The 18,868-nt window shown below is 56.0% G+C and carries 19 protein-coding genes; 17 read left to right on the plus strand and 2 right to left on the minus strand.

Going from position 1 to position 18,868, the window contains the following annotated elements:
* Nucleotides 1-3: 3 nt before the first annotated feature.
* The 10 genes from HUF19_RS08550 (at nt 4) to HUF19_RS08595 (ending at nt 8,347) form a co-directional block, all read left to right on the plus strand.
* Nucleotides 4-984, plus strand: coding sequence for a phosphate acyltransferase (locus HUF19_RS08550; RefSeq protein ID WP_260999390.1), 981 nt, complete (start codon nt 4-6; stop codon nt 982-984).
* 177 nt (nt 985-1,161) lie between these two features.
* Nucleotides 1,162-2,100: an ACP S-malonyltransferase gene (gene fabD / locus HUF19_RS08555; protein ID WP_260999391.1), complete on the plus strand. Its 939-nt coding sequence runs from the start codon at nt 1,162-1,164 to the stop codon at nt 2,098-2,100.
* Nucleotides 2,101-2,102: 2 nt separating this feature from the next.
* Nucleotides 2,103-2,843 carry a 3-oxoacyl-ACP reductase FabG gene (gene fabG, locus HUF19_RS08560; RefSeq protein WP_260999392.1) on the plus strand — a complete coding sequence of 247 codons (741 nt, stop codon included), beginning with the start codon at nt 2,103-2,105 and terminating at the stop codon, nt 2,841-2,843.
* A 44-nt stretch (nt 2,844-2,887) separates the two neighbouring features.
* Complete coding sequence (gene acpP, locus HUF19_RS08565; RefSeq protein ID WP_145468776.1) at nt 2,888-3,121, plus strand: acyl carrier protein; 234 nt, start codon at nt 2,888-2,890, stop codon at nt 3,119-3,121.
* Between the two features lie 104 nt (nt 3,122-3,225).
* The gene (fabF, locus tag HUF19_RS08570) at nt 3,226-4,467 is read left to right on the plus strand and encodes a beta-ketoacyl-ACP synthase II (protein ID WP_260999393.1); all 1,242 of its coding nucleotides are present in this window, start codon (nt 3,226-3,228) and stop codon (nt 4,465-4,467) included.
* Nucleotides 4,457-5,290, plus strand: a complete 834-nt coding sequence (pabC, locus tag HUF19_RS08575) for an aminodeoxychorismate lyase (protein ID WP_260999394.1) — start codon at nt 4,457-4,459, stop codon at nt 5,288-5,290. Before fabF ends, pabC begins: the two co-directional genes overlap by 11 nt.
* A complete protein-coding gene (mltG, locus tag HUF19_RS08580; protein ID WP_260999395.1) occupies nt 5,287-6,327 on the plus strand; it encodes an endolytic transglycosylase MltG in 1,041 nt (346 codons plus the stop codon). Before pabC ends, mltG begins: the two co-directional genes overlap by 4 nt.
* Nucleotides 6,328-6,342: 15 nt before the next feature.
* Nucleotides 6,343-7,002 carry a dTMP kinase gene (tmk, locus tag HUF19_RS08585; protein ID WP_260999396.1) on the plus strand — a complete coding sequence of 220 codons (660 nt, stop codon included), beginning with the start codon at nt 6,343-6,345 and terminating at the stop codon, nt 7,000-7,002.
* Nucleotides 6,999-8,000 carry a DNA polymerase III subunit delta' gene (locus tag HUF19_RS08590; RefSeq protein ID WP_260999397.1) on the plus strand — a complete coding sequence of 334 codons (1,002 nt, stop codon included), beginning with the start codon at nt 6,999-7,001 and terminating at the stop codon, nt 7,998-8,000. Before tmk ends, HUF19_RS08590 begins: the two co-directional genes overlap by 4 nt.
* Nucleotides 7,997-8,347: a PilZ domain-containing protein gene (locus HUF19_RS08595; protein ID WP_225692736.1), complete on the plus strand. Its 351-nt coding sequence runs from the start codon at nt 7,997-7,999 to the stop codon at nt 8,345-8,347. Before HUF19_RS08590 ends, HUF19_RS08595 begins: the two co-directional genes overlap by 4 nt.
* A 77-nt stretch (nt 8,348-8,424) precedes the next feature.
* Here HUF19_RS08595 and HUF19_RS08600 read toward each other — a convergent pair whose 3' ends face one another.
* On the minus strand, nt 8,425-9,564 hold the full coding sequence (locus HUF19_RS08600; RefSeq protein WP_260999398.1) for an aminotransferase class V-fold PLP-dependent enzyme: 1,140 nt from the start codon (nt 9,562-9,564) through the stop codon (nt 8,425-8,427).
* A gap of 150 nt (nt 9,565-9,714) precedes the next feature.
* On the opposite strand from HUF19_RS08600, the gene HUF19_RS08605 reads away from it, so the two are divergent.
* The 7 genes from HUF19_RS08605 to HUF19_RS08635 all read left to right on the plus strand — a co-directional run bounded on the left by HUF19_RS08605 (nt 9,715) and on the right by HUF19_RS08635 (nt 17,795).
* A complete protein-coding gene (locus tag HUF19_RS08605; RefSeq protein ID WP_260999399.1) occupies nt 9,715-12,612 on the plus strand; it encodes an insulinase family protein in 2,898 nt (965 codons plus the stop codon).
* 130 nt (nt 12,613-12,742) lie between these two features.
* On the plus strand, nt 12,743-13,579 hold the full coding sequence (locus tag HUF19_RS08610; protein WP_260999400.1) for a DUF3450 domain-containing protein: 837 nt from the start codon (nt 12,743-12,745) through the stop codon (nt 13,577-13,579).
* Nucleotides 13,579-14,976, plus strand: coding sequence for a MotA/TolQ/ExbB proton channel family protein (locus HUF19_RS08615; protein WP_260999401.1), 1,398 nt, complete (start codon nt 13,579-13,581; stop codon nt 14,974-14,976). The genes HUF19_RS08610 and HUF19_RS08615 overlap by 1 nt, the downstream gene beginning before the upstream one ends.
* 1 nt (nt 14,977) lies before the next feature.
* Nucleotides 14,978-15,481, plus strand: a complete 504-nt coding sequence (locus tag HUF19_RS08620; protein WP_145468765.1) for a MotA/TolQ/ExbB proton channel family protein — start codon at nt 14,978-14,980, stop codon at nt 15,479-15,481.
* Between the two features lie 18 nt (nt 15,482-15,499).
* Nucleotides 15,500-15,907 carry an ExbD/TolR family protein gene (locus tag HUF19_RS08625; protein ID WP_145468764.1) on the plus strand — a complete coding sequence of 136 codons (408 nt, stop codon included), beginning with the start codon at nt 15,500-15,502 and terminating at the stop codon, nt 15,905-15,907.
* Nucleotides 15,907-16,527: an energy transducer TonB gene (locus HUF19_RS08630; RefSeq protein WP_145468763.1), complete on the plus strand. Its 621-nt coding sequence runs from the start codon at nt 15,907-15,909 to the stop codon at nt 16,525-16,527. The genes HUF19_RS08625 and HUF19_RS08630 overlap by 1 nt, the downstream gene beginning before the upstream one ends.
* Nucleotides 16,527-17,795, plus strand: coding sequence for a tetratricopeptide repeat protein (locus HUF19_RS08635; protein ID WP_260999402.1), 1,269 nt, complete (start codon nt 16,527-16,529; stop codon nt 17,793-17,795). The genes HUF19_RS08630 and HUF19_RS08635 overlap by 1 nt, the downstream gene beginning before the upstream one ends.
* 75 nt (nt 17,796-17,870) lie before the next feature.
* On the opposite strand, the gene xthA is transcribed toward HUF19_RS08635, so the two are convergent.
* Complete coding sequence (xthA, locus tag HUF19_RS08640) at nt 17,871-18,683, minus strand: exodeoxyribonuclease III (RefSeq protein ID WP_260999403.1); 813 nt, start codon at nt 18,681-18,683, stop codon at nt 17,871-17,873.
* Nucleotides 18,684-18,868: the final 185 nt, after the last annotated feature.

Below are 18,868 nucleotides of genomic sequence, written 5' to 3' on the forward strand. Positions count from 1 at the left end.
GTAATGGGCGGGGACTTAGGTCCCCGCGTTGCGTTTCAGGCCTGTAAGAAATTCCTTAAGTCGCGCCCGGATGTTCATCTGATTGTGGCGGTGACTCAGGACTTCGCTGATGAAGCGGAGTCGTTCTTTGCTTCCCGTAAATCGCGGGTGCGCATTCTCCTTTGTGAAACCCAGATATCCATGCAGGACAAGCCCGCGCAAATGCTGCGTCAGGGGTTGAAATCCACCATGGCTGCCGTGCTGCATGAATATCAGCAGGGGCGCGCACAGGGTGTGCTTTCTGTTGGCAATACCGGGGCACTGATGGTGCTTGCCCGTCACCTGCTGGGAATGCTGCCCGGTCTTGACCGTCCGGCGCTGGCAACCCAGTTGCCCACGCGCAAAAAACCACTGCTGATGCTCGATCTGGGTGCCAATTTAGGTGTCAGCGCTGATCAGCTGGTGCAGTTTGCCTGTATCGGTGCCGCCTGGAGTTGCACTCAGTGCGCCACGGCGCCACGCCTTGGTCTGCTGAATGTCGGTCGCGAATCAACCAAGGGGACGGATAATGTGCGTCATGCGGCCGAACAGCTGCAGCGTATTATGCCGGACTACTATGTCGGCTTTTACGAAGGTGATGACCTGTACCGCGGCGAGCTGGATGTACTGGTAACCGATGGTTTTGCCGGCAATATCGCCCTGAAGGCCAGCGAAGGCTTGTCGGAATGGCTCAGTGAGCAGCTGCAGAGCGAATTCCGCAATACCTGGTTTTTGCGCTGGCTGTCATTCCTCTGGGCGCCGGCCATCGGTCGTATTGAGCGGCGCATCTCACCGGCCCGTCATGGTGGTGCTTTGCTGCTGGGTCTGGATGGCGTGGTGGTCAAAACCCACGGCAAGTCGGACGAGCGTGCTTATCGTTATGCGCTCGAATACCTGCTGCAGAAAGTTGAGCGTTTTGATAAGCCGCAACTGCTGGCTGAGCTTAATCGTCTGCAAAATCACTGAGCGGTGAATCTGATTCAATAATATTGTGCATTGTTGACTATTTATTGTAACAATTGCTCTCCATATTATGTGTCCGGCTTTCGGCACTGATGTTGGAACGCAATTGATAGCGCGTATTCAGAAACGTTATTCAGAATTCGTACAACAGTGATTTTTACCGTGAATACAGGGCAAGTGATGACCGATGTAATTGCATTCTTCCCCGGTCAGGGCGCGCAGCAGGTTGGTATGCTGGCGGATCTGGCGGCCGAATATCCTCAGATTCAGAGCACCTTTGCACAAGCGTCTGAATCCATCAATCTTGATCTCTGGGCTATGTGTCAGGACGGCCCGGCAGAAACACTGAATCAGACCTATAACACTCAGCCAGCATTACTGACGGCCAGCGTTGCTTTATGGCGTGTGCTGCAGGAAGCCTGTCCGGCGCTGAACGTTATTGCCGGAGCAGGACACTCTCTGGGTGAATATTCCGCACTGGTCGCAGCCGATGCGATCGATTTTGCCGACGCCGTGCGTCTGGTAAAAAAACGTGGTGAGCTGATGGAAGCTGCGGTACCGGCGGGTCAGGGTGGCATGGCCGCCGTGCTGGGCCTGGAAGAAGATCAGATCCGCGCCGTGTGTGCAGAGGCTTCTGCTGCCGGTGTGGTTGAGCCGGCGAATTTTAATGCACCCGGCCAGATCGTTATTGCCGGTGCCATGAGCGGTGTGGAAAAAGCCATTGAGCTGGCCAAGGCTGCAGGCGCCAAGCGTGCACTGCCATTGGCGGTCAGCGGTCCGTTTCATTCCAGCCTGATGAAAGCCGCAGCCGAAGAATTTGGCGAAGCACTGAATGCGGTTTCCTTCCGCGCACCGGCATTCCCGGTGTATCACAACGTTGATAATGCGGTGGCAACTCTGGCAGAAATTCCATCGCGTCTGCTGGCGCAGCTGTATAGCCCGGTCAACTGGACCGGTGCCGTGCAAGCCTGCCGCGGACGCGCCGATAATGCGATTGAATTCGGCCCGGGCAAAGTGCTCAGTGGCCTGAATAAACGCATCGATAAAACGCTGGCAACCCATAATACGGGTGATGCTGCGTCTTTACAGGCAACCATTGCCTTTATTCAAGGATCCTGAATATGAGTGAAAAATTACTCGCCCTGGTAACCGGTGCTTCCCGCGGTATTGGCCGTGCGATTGCCGAACGTCTGGCACGTGACGGCTATCGTGTTATTGGTACCGCAACCAGCGAATCCGGTGCAGCTTCTGTGCGCGAAGCGCTTAAGCAGATCGACGGCGACAACGATGCGCTGGTGCTGAATATTGCCGATGCGGCGCAAACAGACAGCGCCCTGAAAGAGTTTTTACAGAATTACGGCACACCACGGGTTGTTGTGAATAATGCCGGGATTACGCGTGACAACCTGTTTTTGCGCATGTCGGATGACGAGTGGGGCGAGGTGATTAACACCAACCTCACCGGCGTATTCCGCGTATGCAAATCCATGGTTAAGCCGATGCTGAAGCAGAAGGCCGGCGCCATTATTAATATCAGTTCCATTATCGGCACAACCGGTAATGGCGGGCAGGCAAACTACGCTGCTGCCAAGGCGGGCCTGGAAGGTTTCAGCCGCTCTCTGGCGCAGGAAATTGCCAGCCGGAACATCACGGTGAATTGTGTCGCGCCGGGATTTATTCAAACAGATATGACGGAAATCTTGCCTGAAACGCAAAAAGAGGCGATCCTAGCCACCATTCCAGGCAAGCGCTTCGGGCAGGTAGAAGAAATCGCAGGTGCGGTTGCTTTTCTGGCCGGAAACGACGCGAAATACATTACAGGTCAGACCATTCATGTGAATGGCGGCATGAATATGGGCTGAGGTCATTAAGACCACCAGGAAACTTGAAACAGTAGGAAAAAACCATGAGCAACATTGAAGAACGCGTAAAGAAAATCGTATGTGAACAGCTGGGTGTTAAAGAAGAAGATGTTAAGGCTTCATCCTCTTTTGTTGACGATCTGGGCGCGGATTCTCTGGATACTGTAGAGCTGGTTATGGCTCTGGAAGAAGAATTCGAAACTGAAATTCCTGATGAAGATGCTGAGAAGCTGACGACCGTTCAGGAAGCGATCGACTACATCATCGCCAACCTGTAAGGTCAGCGAGCCCGAAAGCCGCCTCTTCTGACGCGGCTTTTTTTATGCCTGTTATGTGACCTTTTGGCGGCCGTGTTTGCGACTACTGGGATGAAAAACGGAATATGACAAAGCGACGAGTGGTAATTACGGGACTGGGCAGTGTTAACCCGCTTGCTCTGAATGTGGCAGATACCTGGCGCGCACTCTGCGCCGGAGAAAGTGGTATCACCTGCATTGAACACTTTGATACGGAAGGCTACGCCACAAAGATTGGCGGCGCCGTTAAACAGTTCGACGTCACCAGTGTGATGAGTGAAAAAGACGCGCGCAAAATGGATCTCTTTCTGCAGTACGCCATGGTGGCCGCAGAGCAGGCCATCACTGATGCCGCCTTCCCCGAATCGTTAAACCGTGACCGTGTCGGTGTGGCTGTTGGCTCCGGTATTGGTGGCATAGGCACCATTGAGCAGAATTATCAGCAGTTGCAGAATAGTGGCCCGCGCCGGGTATCGCCGTTTCTTGTGCCTGCTGCTGTGATTAATATGGCGTCCGGCAATATTGCTATCCGCCACAAATTCCGCGGCCCTAACTTTGCTATTACCACTGCCTGCACCACTGGTACTCACAATATCGGCTATGCCGCCCGTACCATCGCGTACGGCGATGCGGATGTGATGGTTGCCGGTGGGTCTGAGATGGCGTCGTCGCCTCTTGGTGTTGCCGGTTTTGCTGCGGCCCGCGCCATGAGTACCCGCAACGACGAGCCGCAAAAAGCCAGTCGCCCCTGGGATAAAGACCGTGATGGTTTTGTGCTGGGCGATGGCGCAGCCGTGCTGGTGCTGGAATCCCTTGAGCATGCTCAGGCCCGCGGGGCGACTATCTATGCCGAACTCAGCGGCCTTGGTATGAGCGATGATGCCCATCACATCACCAGTCCGCCGGAAAATGGCGAGGGCGCACGCATGGCGATGGCCAATGCGCTTAACGATGCCGGTCTGCAGCCGCAGGATATTGATTACATCAACGCCCACGGTACTTCGACGCTGATTGGCGATATTGCCGAGACTCAGGCGATTAAAGATTTGTTTGGCGATCATGTCAGTCACCTGGCTGTCTCTTCAACCAAGTCCATGACCGGCCACTTGCTGGGGGCAGCCGGCGCTCTGGAAGCCCTGATTACGGTGCTTGCGGTGCGTGACGGCATCGCGCCGCCAACCATCAATCTTGATCATCCTGCCGAAGGATGCGATCTGGATTACGTGCCGCACAAAGCGCGCAAGCTGGATATTCGCGCCGCCATTTCCAATTCCTTTGGTTTTGGTGGTACCAACGGCAGCCTGCTGTTCCGCCGTTATGATGTCTGAAGTCAGTACTGCATACGTCTGGGGTAGCGGTCAGTGGCAGGCTCAAAATCATTGGCCGTCCAATGACCGCGCGCTGCACTACGGCGATGGTCTGTTTGAAACCATCCGTTTTGCACCCGATGGCAGCATTCCTTTATGGCCATACCATAAGCAGCGTCTGCTGCAGGGCTTATGTGCACTGAACTTCCCGATCGACAGTTTTCAGTGTATCGAACAGGCGCTGACTCAGTGTCCGCAAAACCCGCTGCTGGCCGGTAAGTTGCTGATCAGTCGCGGCCCCGGTCCGCGTGGTTATGCGCCGCCGGCTGAGCCGGAACTGCTGCTGCAATGGCAGGCGTTTACGCCGCCTGACTGGGGACATCTTCGTCTGCCGCAGGGCATGGTGGCCGGATTCAGCGATATCCGGCTGGCGATTCAGCCGGCACTGGCGGGTTTTAAACACCTGAACCGCTTGGAGCAGGTATTGGCGCGCCAGCGCTTTGAGCCCGACTGGCAGGAAGCGGTGATGCTGGACACACAGGGGCAGGTGATTGAAGGCTGTATGAGCAACCTGTTTCTGCTGGAAAACGGTCAGCTGGTCACCCCGGACCTCAGCGGCAGCGGAGTGAATGGCGTTGTACGGCGCTGGCTGTTGACGCATCAGAATGTCATCATTACCCCTTTTGGGCGCGAACGTCTGCTGGCTGCTGATGCCGTCTTCTTCTGCAATACGCTGCAGGGGATTGTTATGGCCAGTCGCATAGACGGGCGGCAATTTGAACACCCGGCAGCGCAGGATCAGATCGCAACGCTGCAGAAGGATCTGGAGAATCTTTACGCATGACACTGAGCAAACGCCTGCTGGCTTTGTCCTCCCTCGTTTTCCTGTTACTGAGCGCCACCGTATTGGCCATCTGGCAGCTGCCAACCAGTAACGAGCAACCTGTCCGTATCGAAGTGGTCAGTGGTGACACCATCAGCAGCCTCAGTCGGCGCTGGCAGGCCGATGGCTGGTTGCCATCGGCGCTGTTACTGCGACTTCAGGCGCGCCTGACCGGTCAGGAGCGGGTATTGCGTGTTGGCGAGTACGATGTGCCGGCAGCACTCAGTGGTACTGAGTTACTGAACTTTCTCGCCAATGCCACACCGGTGACTTATCGCGTCAGCCTGATTGAAGGGCTGCAGTTGCGCGAAGCGCTGACCGCGCTGGCTGAGGCGCCGCGTCTGACTCAGGATCTGAACCCGCTGACGCCGGAGCGGGTTGGTGAAATGCTTGGCCTGCAGGGCAACCCGGAAGGCTGGTTGTATCCGGATACCTACGTGTATCACAGCGGCGAAGGGGTATCGTCGGTGATTCGTCAGGCCTACCAGCGTATGCGTGAGCAACTGGCTGCAGCGTGGGAAGCCCGTGCGGCGGACGTGCCGTACAAAAGCCCTTATGAGGCGCTGATCATGGCGTCGATCGTGGAGAAAGAAACCGGCGTAGTGGCTGAGCGTCCGGTCATTGCCGGCGTTTTTGTGCGCCGCCTGCAACAAAATATGCGTCTGGAGACCGATCCGACGGTTATTTATGGTCTGGGGCCACAATTTGATGGCAATCTGCGTAAAAAACATCTGCAGGACCGGACAAATCCGTACAATACCTACCGCCAGAAAGGCCTGCCGCCAACGCCGATTGCGCTGGCCGGGCGTGCCGCACTGGATGCGGCGCTGAATCCAGCTGATGGCGATGAGCTGTACTTTGTTGCCCGTGGCGATGGCAGTCATCAGTTTTCAGCAACGCTGGAAGAGCACAATAAAGCGGTGCGGAAATACCAGATTTTCCGCCGTAAAAAAGATTACCGATCGGCGCCGGCAGAAGCTGCCACGCCAGAATCCTGAGCAGGAACATCCCGTATGACAAAGCCGCAAGCAGGCTTGTTTATTACCTTTGAAGGCGGAGAAGGTGTGGGTAAATCCACCAATATCGCCTTCTGTGCCGAGTGGCTGCGCGCCCGGGACATTGAAGTGGTTGTGACCCGCGAACCGGGTGGCACTGAAATCGCCGAAACCATCCGCGAGCGCCTTCTTAAAGCGCATCACACTGAAACCATGCAGCCTCTGACCGAACTGCTGCTGGTGTTTGCTGCCCGTGCCCAGCACCTGCAGGCATTGATTCAGCCGGCACTGGCGCGCGGCGCCTGGGTACTGTGTGACCGTTTCACCGACTCCACCATCGCCTATCAGGGCTTTGGCCGCCAGCTGCCGCTAACACAGATTGAGCAGCTAAAAGCGCTGGTGCAGCAGGGGCTGGAACCGGATTGCACCTTGCTGCTGGAAGCGCCATTAGCGGTCGGTATGGGTCGTGCCCGTGGCCGTGCCGATCAGGCCGGCGAAGCGGTTGATCGTTTTGAGCAGGAGCAGCTGGATTTCTTTGAGCGGGTTCAGCAGGGCTTTGACTGGCTGGCCTCTCAGCATGAACGCTTCCGCCGTATTGATGCCGCACAGCCGCTGATACAGGTGCAGCAACAGATCGAACAGGTTCTGCAAACGCTGTTACCCGGAGCTGATTCATGAGTGTACAACCCTGGCATCAGAGCGTTTGGCATGAACTGGTGCGCCGCCAGCAGAGCGGAGGGTTGCCCCACGCGCTGCTGCTGACCGGCCTTGAGGGTATTGGCAAGCATCAGCTGGCACTGCATGTGGCGCAATGGCTGCTGTGTTTGCGTGACGAGGCTGAACCCTGTGGTCAGTGCCACAGTTGTCAGCTTTGGGCGGCAGGGACGCATCCCGATTTTATGTTGTGTCAGCCGGAAGATGGCAGTCGCCAGATCCGTATTGATGCGATCCGTAAAGTGAATGATTTTCTCGCCCAGACGCCGCAGATCAGCCGCTGCCAGGTGGTCAGCCTGCGTCCGGTGGAAGTGATGAACACCAATGCCGCCAACGCCTTACTGAAAACTCTGGAAGAGCCGCCGGGTGAGAGCTTTCTGCTGCTCGAAACCGAGCGTTTCGGCTCGGTGTTGCCGACCATTCGCAGCCGCTGCCAGCGCCTGCAACTCAGTCCGCCGGGGCAGGCCGAAGCCCTGAGCTGGCTGCAACAGCAAGGCTTCAGCGCCGAGGTGGCAGAGCAGGCGTTGCGCATGAACCATCAGGCGCCGCTGAAAGCGCTGGACTGGCTGACGCGTGAGCAAAGCAGTCAGCAGCAGAAGTGGTTTGAGCTGCTGCGCCAGTGGAGTCAGGGGCAAATTCCGCTGCAGGCCGCAGCCGAAGGCTGGAATAAACTTGAATTTCAGGATGTAACCTCCTGGTTTTATTCAATTTTGTCTGATTGTCTTAAAGCGAAGCTGGGTGTCGGTCCGGAGCAGCTGGTGTTTACCGATCAGGTTTTTCAGTTGTTGCCGTGCGCTACCCTGAATCCGGCAAAGCTGATAACCTTGCAGCATAAAGTTCAGGCCGTACTCGGGCAGTTGCTGTCCGGTGGCGGTAACTATAATAAGCAGTTGCTGCTTGAATCCCTGTTGCTGGATTGGCAGCAGATCGTTCAGGACAGTCATCGCGGGGAGCATGCATGACCGCCAATTTAGGTGCCCGCAGCGGCATTTTGTCGCTGACCATTAAAGATAAATCGGTTCTTTACGCCGCCTATATGCCGTTTATCAAAGAAGGCGGTTTGTTTATTCCGACCAATAAGCAGTATCAGCTGGGCGATGAGGTCTTCATGCTGCTGAAGCTGATGGACGAGGCGGAAAAAATCCCGGTGGCCGGTAAGGTTATCTGGGTTACGCCAAAGGGTGCGCAGGGCAATAAAGTAGCCGGTATCGGCGTGCAGTTCACCGGCGACGAAAGCATGGCCCGCGACAAGATCGAAACCTATCTGGCCGGTGCCCTGAAGTCGGATCGTATTACCCATACGATGTAAGCGGCAGTCATGCTGTAGCGAACACCGGAAAGAAAAAAGAGCGCAGATGCGCTCTTTTTTATGCCCGCAAGCTGCGTTCAGAGCGCTTCAAGCAAACACTCCACGGCATCTGCGGCGTCCTCCATCACTTCCTGAGTGGTGTGAAAATGCGGCGAGAAGCGGATACCGCCACCACGGTTGGCGCAGATTACCCCGGCCTGCATCAGCAGCTTGTACAGCTGTGTGCTGTCTTTCCCCATAAAGTGGAAGGTCAGAATACCCGACGGGCGCTTATGCAACAGTGGGTTGATAAAGGTGGCACCTTTGTCGTCCAGCAATTCTTTCAGATACAGCACGTTGGTTACCACGCGGGTCGCGACCTGATCCATACCCACTTCCAACAGCAGATCAGTACTGGCTTTCAGCGCAGTAGCGGCCAGCATATTGGGGCTGCCGCACTCAAAACGCCGCGCATCGGTGGCGGGTTGCCAATCTTTACGGTCGTAGTTACCCATATCCTCGACCATATGCCAGCCGAATTCAGTCAGACTCAGCTGATCCATAATCTGTGGCCGTACATAGAAAAAACCCAGACCTTCCGGGCCAAGCAGCCACTTGTGGCCGTCGGCCATAGCAAAGTCGGCCTGAATCGCCTGAACCGAAAACGGCAGGGCGCCCACCGCCTGAATGGCATCAACACAGAACAGAGTGCCCGCCGCCCGACAGGCTTCGCCCAGCCGGACCAGATCCAGCGTCAGGCCGGTGGCGTACTGAATGGCGCTGATCGACAACAGTCGTGGCTTCTGCGCCAGGGCTTCCAGCAACAGGGATTCCGGGTCATCCCAGGGCAGGGCGACTTCCACAACCTGTACGCCTTTATGTGCCAGCGCTTCCCAGACGATGCGGTTGGACGGAAATTCCTGATCGCTGATCACCACCACATCACCGGGCTGCCAGTCGAGCCCGGCGGCCACAAAGGACAACGCTTCCGAGGTGTTTTTTACCAGAGCGACTGAGCCTTTCGGGGCGTCGATCAGGGCTTCCAGGTTGCGTTTCAGGCCTGCTTCCATCGCGCTCCATTGCGGATAGCGGCTGGCGCCGAGGGCGGTGTTTTCGGCGGCAAATTCGCTGACCGCCACGCGCGCGCGCTCTGGCCAGGGCGCAACGGCGGCGTGATTCAGATACAGACACTCATTATTGACCGGGAATTCATCGTCCCAGCGCGCTTCGGTATTCATAGGGCTCCCGCGGTTTCATTACATAGGGCATCAGGTATTAGTGCACAGAGAGAACAGGCTGGTGCAACGCGGTTGTACGGCTGAGGTTCTGTGCCTGTCAGACACCTGTTAACATACCTGAGTTTACACATCAGGATAACAGAGAGCTGTATGTCATCATCAAACGCTTTTCGTCACCTCGGCAGCACCCGCGTTGAATCGCTGAATATCGATATTCTTCATTACGAGCACATTGCCACCGGCGCAGTGCATTATCATCTGGCTACCGACTACGATGAAAAAGCCTTTATGGTCGCCCTGCGCACCATGCCCCACGACTCCACCGGCGTAGCGCACATTCTGGAGCACACCGCACTGTGCGGCAGCGAGAAATATCCGGTGCGCGATCCGTTCTTTATGATGACGCGCCGCTCGCTGAATACCTTTATGAACGCCATGACCAGCAGTGACTGGACCGCGTATCCTTTTGCCTCACAAAACGACAAAGACTTTAAAAACCTGCTCGATGTGTATCTGGATGCGGTGTTTTTCTCGCGTCTGCACGAGCTGGATTTTGCTCAGGAAGGCCACCGCATTGAGTTCAGCGAAGAAGGCAACGCCGACTCGCCGCTGGAATACAAAGGCGTGGTATTCAACGAGATGAAAGGGGCGATGTCGTCCACGGTCAGCCAGTTATGGCAGGGCATCAGCAGCTATCTGTTCCCGACCACCACCTATCACTACAACAGTGGAGGTGAGCCGGCAGAAATCACCGACCTGACCTATGAGCAACTGGTCAGCTTCTACAAGACCCATTATCACCCATCAAATGCCATCTTTATGACCTTTGGCAATCTGGACGTGAGTGAGCTGCACGAAACCCTTGAAAGCCAGGCACTGAGCCGCTTTGAGCGTCAGAACAAACAATGGCGTGTCGAACCGGAAAAACGCTACGCCGCGCCACTGGCGGTTGAGCAATGCTACGGCATCGACAGCGACGACCTGAGCGCCCAGACCCATCATGTGCTGGGCTGGCTGCTGGGTGAGTCAACCGATCTGGACGCCCAGCTGGAAGCGCATCTGGTCAGTCAGGTGCTGCTCGACAATAGCGCCTCACCACTGCGCCGCGCGCTGGAAGAAACCGATCTGGGCGGCTCACCATCACCGCTGTGTGGGCTGGAAGATTCCAACCGCGAAATGAGCTTTATGTGCGGCATCGAAGGCAGTGAGCCGGAACACGCCCAGGCTCTGGAGCAGCTGGTGCTCGACACCCTGCAGAACGTCGCCGACAACGGCGTGGAGCAGAGCATGATTGATGCCGCGCTGCATCAGCTGGAACTGCATCAGCGTGAAATCGGTGGCGACCATTACCCTTATGGTCTGCAGCTTATTTTTAACTCGTTACCGGCGGCGACCCATTACGGCGATCCGGCAGCCCTGCTGAACCTTGATCCGGCGCTTGAGCGTCTGCGCGCCAAAGCCAGTCAGCCAGGCTTTATGCAGGAGGCTGTACAGCGTCTGTTGCTCAATAATCGCCACCGTGTGCGCTTTACTCTGCGCCCGGATAACGGCGTAAACGACGAGATGAAACGTCTGGAAGAGCAGCGTCTGGCAGAGATTAAAGCTGGTCTGAGCGCTGAGCAGAAACAGGCGATCCTCGATCAGGCTCAGGCACTGAAAGAACGCCAGCAGCAGGAGGATGATCCGGGCCTGCTGCCACAGGTGACATTGGCCGATGTGCGCCCTGAGGTCAGCTATGTGGCACCGAGCAATACCTGGCAGGATAGCCTGCCGGCCACCGAATACGTTGCCGGCACCAACGGTCTGATCTACCAGCAGTTGCTGGCAGACCTGCCTGCGTTTAATGCCGAACAGCTGAGCTGGCTGCCGTTCTTTACCCAGGCCTGGAGTGAAGTAGGCGCCGGCGGCAATGACTACCTCTACCAGCAACAGAAACAGACCGCGCTGGTTGGCAGCCTGTCGGCCTATGCCAGTCTGAAAGGCAAGGTTGATAATACCGATCAGCTGGAAGGCTATCTGGTGATGAGTGGTAAGGCGCTGGCAGCCAAGGCTGATGATTTCAGTGCGCTGATGCAGGAAACCTGGCAGGCACCGACCTTTGCTGAAGAAAACCGTCTGCTCGATTTGCTGACTCAGGCCAAATCACGCCGCGAACAGGGCATTACCGGCAACGGACATGGCCTGGCCATGTCGCTGGCAGCCGCACCACTGAATCGCGCTGCCAATGTGTCAAATGACCTTGGCGGCCTGCCGCAGGTAAAACGCCTGAAAGAACGTCTGCAGCGTGCGCAGAAAGAAGGCGCGGGTTTCCTGTCAGCCGCTCTGCAGGATATTTATCAGCAGATCGCTTTGCCGCAGGAGGCGCTGCTGGTGCATGACGAACAGGGCGCGGCTGCGCATCTTGCCAGCTTGCAGAACTGCTGGACGCCACAGGCTGCTGCACCTGCAGCAGCACTGAGTTGGGAAATGCCACAGACCGCAACCTATTGGATGGTGGATTCGCAGGTGAATTTCTGTGCCTGGGCACTGCCGACGGTGACCATGGATCACGCCGATGCCGCGCCACTGGCGGTTATGGCTGGCCTGTTGCGTAATGCCTTCCTGCACACTGCCATTCGCGAGCGTGGCGGTGCTTACGGCGCCGGTGCCACACAGGATTCAGCGCTGGGCTGCTTTAAGTTTTATTCCTACCGTGATCCGCGGGTGGAAGGCACCTTTGCTGATTTCGCCGCCTCCATCGACTGGCTGCTGGCGCGCAGCAGTGGTGACGACCTGATTGAGCAGTCGGTTCTGGGCCTGATTGGTGGTATGGATCGTCCGGGCTCACCAGCTGGTGAGGCCAAGCAATGCTTCCATCAGGATAAGAGCGGCCGCTCGCGGGCACTGCGTCAGCAATTCCGTGAACGCATTCTGGCCACCCGCTGGTCAGATGTGCAGCGCGTTGCTGAGCAGTATCTGCACAACCAGACAGGCAGCAAGGCCGTTATTGCGCCACGCGGAACTGACAAGGTTGCAAATAATCTTGGCTTAATTGCGAATGATTATTGATTGAGGGCTAATCCGGCGGCATAATGCCGCCGGTTTGCTGCCATCCGGGCGCATTCAGTTTTTGTTAATACAAAGCCGTTAGACTTCTCGCTTGAAATATTACCTCACATTGACAGGGACACGACCGGTCATGAAAACCCCGTATATCCTCGCCACCTGCTTGCTGGCCTGCACGCTCAGTGCTCATGCTGCCCCTCAAACCGTGACTCAGACCGGAACCAGGGCCGACAGCCAGCCAGATACCCTGGCCAGCGCTCAGCAGCAGATCAGTGCCACCGACAACAGTGGCCGCAACAGTCAGCAGAAGGTCGAAACGCTGGATGATCAAACGCAGCAACTGCTGAACGAGTACCGTCAGTTGCGTGCCGAAACGGAACAGCTCGCGCTCTATAACCGTCAGATGGCCGCCATCGTTTATAACCAGGACAAAGAGCTGGAGTCGCTCGCGCGTCAGATTACCGAAATTGAGCGTACCGAACGGGGCATTCTGCCACTGATGAGCCGCATGCTGGATTCGCTTGAGCAGTTCGTGGCACTGGATACACCTTTTCTGCCACAGGAACGCGGTGCCCGTATCGCACTGCTGAAAGACCTGCTGACCCGTGCCGACGTTACCGTGTCCGAAAAATTCCGCCGGGTGCTGGAAGCCTATCAGGTGGAAGTGGATTACGGCCGTAATATCGAAGCCTACCGTGGCCAGATGGATAATATTTCTTACGACTTCCTGCGGGTCGGGCGCTTGGCGCTGTACCGCATCAGCAATGACGGCCAGCGTGCCTGGCTCTGGCATAAAGGGCAGGGCAACTGGCTGGCACTGGACGATGGCTATATGCGCGACCTGCGCAAAGCACTCAAAGTGGCACAGCAGATCGCCGCACCGGAACTGATGGTTCTGCCTCTGCCGACTCAGGCCTCTCTTGAATCGGTTACGACAACATCAACCAATAACCAGGCGGAGGCACAATAATGAAACCTTTCCTGTCCTCCGTATTACTGCCAGCACTTCTGAGTTTCACCTTCAGCGCTACGGCAATCGCCGCGGATACTGCTGAACAAACCGCTAAGAACAGCGATCCACTGACCGGTCTGCTGAATCAGATCGGCAGCTACAGCCGTGAAGAAGCGGCACAGAACAAGGCCCGTGAGGCCAAATTCCTCAGTGACCTGAATACCCAGAAACGCATGCTGAGCGAGGCTCGTGCCGCGCTGAAACGTGAACAGCAACTGGCCGACTCGCTGAAAGATCGCTTCGACAATAACGAACAGGCCCTGACCGAACGCGAAGAAGAACTGCGTTTGCGGGTGGGGAATCTGGGCGAGATGTTTGGCGTGGTGCGTCAGGTTGCTAACGATCTGAACACCGTGCTGGCCGACAGCCTGACCTCGGTTGAGATTCCTCAGCGCAAAGCCGATCTGAACAAGCTGGCGGAAGCCAAAGAGCTGCCGACCATCGCCGAGCTGGAAGCGTTGTGGTTCAGCCTGCAGCAGGAAATGACCATCAATGGCGCCGTGACATCCTTTGATAGCGTGGTGATTGGTGCCGATGGCAAGCCACAGAAGCGCAGCGTTACCCGTTTGGGTGTGTTCAACGCCGTGGATAACAGCGGTTATCTGGCTTATGACGCCGAACTGAAGCAGCTGCAGATGCTGGGCCGTCAGCCTGATGCGGCGGATATGATCCCTGAATGGCAGAGCTCAAGCGCTGCCGTCGCACCTTTTGCACTGGACCCAAGCCGTGGCGCCTTGCTGAACCTGTCACTGGAAAGTCCGGACCTGCTGGAACGGGTACAGCAGGGCGCGCTGGTTGGCTACATCATCATCGGTCTGGGTCTGATTGGTCTGGCACTGGCGGGCTGGCGCTTAGTGGTGCTGGGTACGATTGGCCGTAAGGTTCGTCAGCAACTGGATAACATCGACAACGCGGCAGAAGACAACCCACTCGGACGTGTACTGGCCAGCTACCGCAATCTGCCGCAACCGCTGGATGTGGATGTACTGGAAGCCAAAATGGACGAGGCGGTTCTGCGCGAACTGCCGGCGCTGGAACGCGGCCAGACCATCATCAAACTCTTTGCCGGCATTGCGCCACTGCTGGGTCTGCTGGGTACTGTAACCGGCATGATCGCGACCTTTCAGGCAATCACCAATTTCGGCACCGGCGATCCGAAGCTGATGGCGTCCGGTATTTCTCAGGCACTGATCACCACCGTACTGGGTCTGTTGGCCGCAATCCCGCTGCTGCTGGCACACAACTGGGTGGCATCACGCAGCAAGGCGCTGATTCAGCTGTTGGATGAACAGTCTGCCGGATTGATCGCCCAGGCGCTGGAAAACCGCTCCGGCCAGAACCCGAAAGGCAACTGAGATGCAGTGGCTGTTGGACTTTATGGCCCAGGGCGGCCCGGTACTGTACGGCATTCTGGTGCTGTGCGTGCTGCTCTGGAGTCTGATCATTGAGCGCCTGTGGTTTTTCTACCGCGAGATGCCACGCCTGAATCGCGCCATTGCCGAACGCTGGGCACAGCGCAGCGAACACCAGAGCTGGAATGCGCGCAAAATCCGCGCGGCCTGGCTCAGTCAGCAAAAGCAGGCGGCGCAGCAATATTTGTCACTGGTCGGCATTCTGATCGCCATCTGTCCGCTGATGGGCTTACTGGGAACGGTGACTGGCATGGTCAGTGTGTTTGATGTGCTGGCGGTGACCGGTACCGGTAATGCACGGGCGATGGCGTCGGGCATTTCTCAGGCAACCATTCCGACCATGGCCGGACTGGTGGTGGCACTGACCGGTTTGTATTTCCGCACCCGCTTTAAACGTTTAAGTGAGCGCGGCGTGCATCAGCTCGCCGAATGGCTAACGACCGACTGAATTTACGGATTATTTGTTATGGCACGTCGTCACACCGATAGTGAAGCCGATGGCAACGATATCGACATCACCCCGATGCTGGATATCGTCTTTATCATGCTGATCTTTTTTATTGTTACGACCTCTTTCGTTAAAGAAAGCGGCGTAACCGTCAGCCGTCCGAGCGCGCAGACCGCGGAAGAGAAAAAGGGCAGTAATATTCTGCTGGCGATCCGCGCCAATGGCGAGATCTGGATCGACCGCCGCGCCATCGATGTACGCGCGGTACGTCCGAACATTGAGCGCATGAAAGCAGAAAACCCGGAAGGGGCTGTGATCATTCAGGCTGACGAATTTTCACCGACCGGCCTTCTGGTCAAGGTGATGGATCAGGTACGCCTGGCCGGAATTACCAATATTTCCATTTCCGCCGAGGCGGCTAACTGATGCCCCGTTTGGCGATTGCTTTATTACTGGCTTGCGGGGTAAGTCTCGGCTTGTTCTGGGCAATGCATCAGATGGTGTCTGGTCCGGGGGAGCTTAAACGCGATAATCGCGACAACACCTATGTCGACTTTGTGCGTTTAAAGCAGGAAAGCAAAACCCAGCTGAAAGAACGGCGCAAGCAGGAGCCACCCAAGCCGAAAAAACCACAACTGCCAAAGGAATCGGTGGCTGAGCAAAACACACCGATGCAGCAGCTGCCGTTTAATATGCCGGATGTGAATCCGGATTTATCACTGGCGCAGAACTCGTTGTTGGGCGACGCCGTCGTCGGTATGGGCTTTGGCGATACCGATGTTATTCCGCTGGTGCGGATGAATGCCGTATATCCACAAAAAGCAGTGCGACAGAAAATTGAAGGCTATGTAACGGCGCGACTGGCGATCAACCCCGAAGGCACAGTCGATGATGTGGAAATTCTCGAGGCCGAGCCGCGTGGCGTGTTTGAGCGTGAAGCTATCCGTGCACTGTATAAATACAAATTCAAACCGAAAATGGAAAATGGCCGGCCGGTTGCGCAACAGGCAACCCAGACCATTGAATTTAAGCTGGGTGATTCCTGATGCGTCTCTTTATTACGCTGCTGCTGAGCACGTTGGCATCGGCGTCTTTCGCAGCCAATAACAGCCTGTCACAGTCAACCTACGAAGAACTGAATTCTATTCAGGAGCAACTGGCGGCACAGCAGTACAGCGAAGCCGAAGAGGCCTTGCTGGAACTGGAAGATGATTTAATACCGGGCTTTGGTCTTGCCCTGACTTACCAGCTGCACGGCCAGTTGTACCTGCTGCAGGAAAAAAATACTGAAGCCATGACCTGGTACAGCAAAGCGCTGAGTCTCAATGCACTGGCTCCGGCGCAGGAATCAGCACTGTCAACCACGCTGGCGCAACTGCATCTGGCGGCAGAAAATACCAGTGCGGCTATTGCTGAGCTGGAACCACGGCTGACAAAGATCCTGCAGCTGGAAAAAGATAAAAACAGCAGCAAGAGAAAAGGCGACAAAGAAAAAAATGCCGACTGGATTCAGCCGCTGAGTTTTATCACGCTGGCGTCTGCGTATCAGCTGGAAAAAAATTATGCTGCCTCCATTCCCTGGTTGTTGCAGGGTATTGAGCGCACACAGTCGCGTGGCGACAAGCCGAAAGAAAACTGGCTGCAGATGCTGATGGCCGCGCATTATCAACAAAAATCCTATCTGAAAACCGCGGCGGTGCTGGATGATCTGCTGCGTATCAATCCTGCCAAAGAAGATTATTGGCAGCAGCAGGCGGCTATTTATCAGCTGCTGGAAAAGCCGAAGCTGGCCCTGCGGACACTGGAGTTGGGATATGCAGGACACTATCTGAAAAAAGCCGACAGCATTCTGCTGCTGGTGCAATTATTGATCAGTGAAAATATCCCTGAGCGCGCCGGACGTATTCTGCAGGCACATATCAAAGACGAAACTGTTGAATTAAATGAACGTAACTGGCGCTTACTGGCGGCGGCCTGGCAGCAGGGGCGCGAGCGCGATAAAGCCGTAATCGCCATGCGTGAAGCCAGTGCCTTTATGGACGATGGTAGTCTGCTGTACCGTGCGGCACAGATGCAGCAACAGGCTGCACAATATCAGGAAGCGTTAAATGACAGCGAGGCGGCGCTGAAAAAAGGCCTGTCAGAGCGGGATAAACCCCGGGCATTAATGCTGGCCGGCAGCTGCGCTTATGAACTGAAAGACTTTGCTAAAGCACGGCGTTATTTTCAGCAGGCGCTGACGCTGGCCGCGGTTGCCGCCAATGCCCGCGTATGGCTGGATTATCTGGATACGCTGGAGCAGTATCCGGGCTGATATCTGGCCATGCGGATTCAAATAAAAAACGGCGCTTATAAGGCGCCGCTTTTTATTGCCGGAGATAAAGCCCGTTCAGGAAAAGGTTGCCCAGATGGGGGCATGGTCTGAGGGTTTTTCCAGTGCGCGAATATCGTAGCTGACACCCGCTGCGGTGCATTCTTCGTATACCGCAGGCGTTGCCAGAATATGATCGATACGCAGACCACGTTTGGGTTCGTCATCAAAGCCTTTGGAGCGGTAATCAAACCAGCTGAAGGTGTCGTTGCTGGCCGGATAATGTTTGCGATAGGTATCCTGCAAACCCCAGCCGAGCAGGCGCTGATACCATTCGCGCTCTTCCGGCAGGAAGCTGCACTTGCCTGTTTTCAGCCAGCGCTTACGGTTCGGCTCACCAATACCGATATCGGTATCTTCCGGTGAAATATTCATATCACCCATCACAATCACCCGGTCGGCCGGGGTGAAGTTCTCGTCGAGATAACGCTGCAGATCGGCGTAAAACTTTTCTTTTGCCGGGAATTTGGTTTCGTGGTCGCGGCTTTCCCCTTGTGGGAAATAACCGTTCAGCACATTCCAGATTTTGCCGTCAATTTCGTAGCGTGCATGAATAATGCGTTTCTGCGCTTCGGCGTCATCCCAGGGCCAGCCTTTCTGCACAAATACAGGGGCGGTTTTACTCAGCAGGGCTACACCGTAATGACCTTTCTGGCCAAAAAACTCAACATGAAATCCCAGTGCCTGAATATCCGCCAGCGGAAATTCGGCGTCCTGTACCTTGGTTTCCTGCAAGCCAAGCACGTCCGGGTTAAGCTGGTCGCGAATGGCTTCCAGTTGATGAGGCCGGGCGCGTACGCCGTTAATATTGAAACTGATGATGGTGGTCATGGCTGATCCTGACGCTAGGGCCTGTCGACACTAATTAAACAGGCCTGTTATTGGCTAAAAATATCTCAAACAAGGCGCTGAGAGTGTGGCCTAACGGGTTAAGCGAACGAACAGCAACGCAGGATGAGGAATTTTTAGCCATAACCCTTCGGGCTGAGGCCAGTTTTCCCCATGAACATCGTCGT

The organism is Thalassolituus hydrocarboniclasticus, assembly GCF_025345565.1.
GTDB lineage: Bacteria > Pseudomonadota > Gammaproteobacteria > Pseudomonadales > Oceanobacteraceae > Venatoribacter > Venatoribacter hydrocarboniclasticus.